At 50.7% G+C, this 3383-nt stretch carries 3 protein-coding genes; 2 read left to right on the top strand and 1 reads right to left on the bottom strand.

Annotated features, from left to right (window positions below):
- Window positions 1-439 precede the first annotated feature (439 nt).
- Window positions 440-1078, top strand: coding sequence for a DUF3318 domain-containing protein (locus IQ219_RS18230; protein ID WP_194073543.1), 639 nt, complete (start codon window positions 440-442; stop codon window positions 1076-1078).
- Here IQ219_RS18230 and IQ219_RS18225 read toward each other — a convergent pair.
- Window positions 1061-2281: a 4-hydroxy-3-methylbut-2-enyl diphosphate reductase gene (locus IQ219_RS18225; RefSeq protein WP_194073542.1), complete on the bottom strand. Its 1221-nt coding sequence runs from the start codon at window positions 2279-2281 to the stop codon at window positions 1061-1063. The two genes, IQ219_RS18230 and IQ219_RS18225, sit on opposite strands and share 18 nt — an antisense overlap.
- Before the next feature lie 312 nt (window positions 2282-2593).
- Here IQ219_RS18225 and IQ219_RS18220 point away from each other — a divergent pair.
- Window positions 2594-3383: DUF3747 domain-containing protein (locus IQ219_RS18220; protein WP_255512841.1), on the top strand; the 790-nt coding region annotated here is incomplete at its 3' end.

The following is a 3383-nucleotide window of genomic DNA, read 5'->3' as shown; positions in this document are numbered from 1 at the left end:
TCCACCTGGCCACTGCTGTAATAGCCGTAATTGGGTTGATAGAGTACCCACTCCATAAACTCCGCAAAAGTGAGCCGTTGTTGGGGGCTTTGGCGGATGTGGTCAAGGAGAGCGGGGAGAATATTCTGGGCCATGGATGGTGGGGAACAGGGAAAAGTCAAGATGGCGGCGATCGGTCAACTGGTCATTTTCCTCCAGGGAGGTGCAGGAAGGGGCCAGACTGAAAGTGCAAGGGGGGGAATGCTTTAGGCCACTGACTAGGATTTTTGACGATTGTTCATTAATTGTTCACCAAAACGGTTCCCTTGGCGTCAAGCTGAAACGGAAAGGGCATACAATCCGCTAAACATTGCCATAATAATTGCCAACATTTATTGTTTAAAGTTGTCGAAAGTATGTGTCAGACTTGAAGTCAATGCTAGCTAAGATTTAAATCACCATGAACCGCCAGGGAACCTATCAAGGCAGTGACCAAGAAACGGAAATTCGTCGTCTGAAAGAGTTGATGCCGGCTTCAGGGCGGATGCTAGTCAAACTCCAAGCCCAACCGAAACAGTCCCGGGTGATCGATTGTGATTTTCCTAAGCCTTGGCAATTTGGCGATCGCCTGGTGAAAATTAATTTCAGTCTTTGGTGGGAGTTGACCATCCAGGAACGGGATTTGCTCATGCTGAGCGTGGTCTGTCGTTTGGTTAATATCCGCTGGTTCAAGCCGGATTTGTATCAGGGATTGACCGTGGCGGGGGCGATCGCCGTGGGGGTACAGCTTTGGCAGAGGGATGGCGTCGGTCTGGTGGTGGCCGGTGGTCTGACGGCTTTGGCGGCCCAGCAAATTTGGCGGGGTTACCAAAGTAATGAACGGGAAATCGAAGCTGATGCCCAAGCTCTCAAAGTGGCGGTACGTCGGGGCTATAACCAAAAAGAGGCCATCCAGGCCTTGTTAACGGCGATCGAAAACACCGCCCGGATCGAAAACCGCAGCACCCTCAGTTTTAACGAACTGTTGCGCTGTCAAAATTTGCGCCTCATGCTCAACAGCCAAACCAGCCCGGATCCATCCCTATCCCGCAACTTCTAACACAGGTTCAGCTTCCTTAATGGCCAGAATTTTTTTCATCACGTCTTCCACCGCCTTATCCGGGGTAGAAGCACCGGAGGTCACCCCCACTGTGATTTTGCCCGCCGGTAGCCAGGGTTCCAACAGTTCCAGATCCTTGCCCAGGGGTTTATGGTGAACCCGATTACCCGGCCCAATGCGATCGCCGCTGTCAATGTGTACAGAAGGAATACCATATTCCACTGCAATTTCTTGGAGATGGGTGGTGTTAGAAGAATTAAAACCACCGATAACCACCATTAGCGACAGGTCTTCCTTGACCAGATCAAACATGGCATCTTGCCGTTCCTGGGTGGCATCACAGATAGTATTAAAACTCATAAAATGATTATTTAACTCTGTCGGGCCATACTTTTGTAGCAGGGTTTTTTCAAACAATTTGCCAATCATTTCCGTTTCACTTTTCAGCATGGTGGTTTGGTTTGCTACCCCCAGGCGGACTAAATCCTCATCCGGATCAAAGCCAACGGAATGGGCATTGGCAAAATAATCCAAAAATTCCTGGCGATCGCCACCGTGGAGAATATAATCACAAACCTTTTGGGCTTCGGCCATATTTAAAACGATTAAATAGGTACCGGCAAAGGAACTGGTGGCAATGGTTTCTTCGTGGTTATATTTACCGTGGATGATCGAAGTGTGCTCTTTCTTTTTATGTTTCTCGACCGAATTCCAGACTTTGGAAACCCAAGGGCAAGTGGTATCCACAATGGTACAGCCCCGGTCGTTGAGGAGTTGCATTTCCTCCACACTGGCCCCAAAGGCCGGCAGAATCACCACATCCCCCTTGGCCACCCCACTAAAATCTTTTTCCCCGTTAACCACATCAATAAAGTTCACTTCCATTTCCCGCAGTCGTTGATTCACCGAAGGGTTATGGATAATTTCATTGGTGATCCAAAGGCGATCGCCAGGAAAATGCTGACGAGTTTCGTAGGCCATGGCCACGGCTCGCTCCACACCCCAGCAAAAACCAAAGGCCTCCGCCAACAGAATGGTGACATCCCCCCGCTCCAGGCGGTAATTGTTTTGACGAATTTCCTGGATTAGGTGGCTTTGATATTCCGTATTCATCACCCCCATCACCTCTTCCCCATGGCCAAATCCCTTGCGGTGGTAATTGTCGGAGTGGTGCAGAGACCGTTTAAAAGCTTTGGTATCCATAGAAAAACGAGAATGTCACCTGTATTATGTTGTTCCATTTTGACATCCTCTCCCCCCAACCGCTAGAAAAGCTCCAAGGACATTGCCATTCCTCAATTTTTAGGACAGGGGCAAAGCACCGTGGACCTGTTTGGTAGAATGGGCTAGCAATCTTGACTGAGCTTGGTTCCCAGGCGGTCTGTTCCAACCCGCAGACTGTCTCTCCAGGGCTCCGTTGGGGAACATTTTCGGGCTTGATGGGGTTAACAATCCTATGCCACGTTGACTATTTGTCCTATGAATTGGAAATTTTTCCCACACCCCCTCCTGGCCATGGCTGTCGGGGCTGCCCTAGCTCCCTTAACTCCCCTCGCTGCCAGCACTTTCACCGAAACGGCGATCGAGCAAACCGAAGTAATTGCAGTGGCCCGTCCCTACGGTGTAGAAACCACTAAGTATGACCTTTTGGTAATTGAGCAGATTCCCGGCAAAAATAAATGTTGGAATGTCACCCCCGGAGCACCGGCCATGGTGGATCCCCTGCTGTTAAATTTTGACTTCACTGGCCACTGTCGCCGCGCCACAGACAGCAACGGCTATTCCATCCGCATCGATGGCCAGGACTATGGCTTGGATTACCTACTGCGTCTTGTGCCCAGGGGCAATGAACTGGTGTTGGTGGCCACTTCCCGTAACGGCCGCGGCCCCGAACTTATTGTCGGTAGTACCAAAGGCATCGGCGCAGGCTTCATGCAGGTACAGCTTAATCCAGGCTGGCAGTTCACCAAACGTACCTACGAAGGTCAAATTTTAGGGCACTACTACATCAGTGGTACCCAGGCTGCCATCTTAGGGGGAACGGCCGTTAGCCCCGTAACTCCAGAGCCGATTACCCCAGAAAAACAAGAGCTTATTGCTCCGGAGCCAGTTCAGCCCCTGGAGGATAATCCCCCCACGGCCACAGGCGTAACGGAAGTAACAGAAACCGAAGCAGAAATTATCATTCAGCAGCAAGCCCCTGCTGACAACGAGTCCGGTATGGTGGTGGAAGAGGAGAGTGCTACCACTGAGACCGAAGAAAACTCCGTTGCCAAGGAACTGGAAACCGTTACCCCCAAACCAT

The organism is Synechocystis sp. LEGE 06083, assembly GCF_015207725.1.
Lineage (GTDB): Bacteria > Cyanobacteriota > Cyanobacteriia > Cyanobacteriales > Microcystaceae > Synechocystis > Synechocystis salina.
The sequence above is the reverse complement of the archived record's forward strand: the minus strand, read 5'-3'. Positions and strand labels throughout refer to the sequence as shown.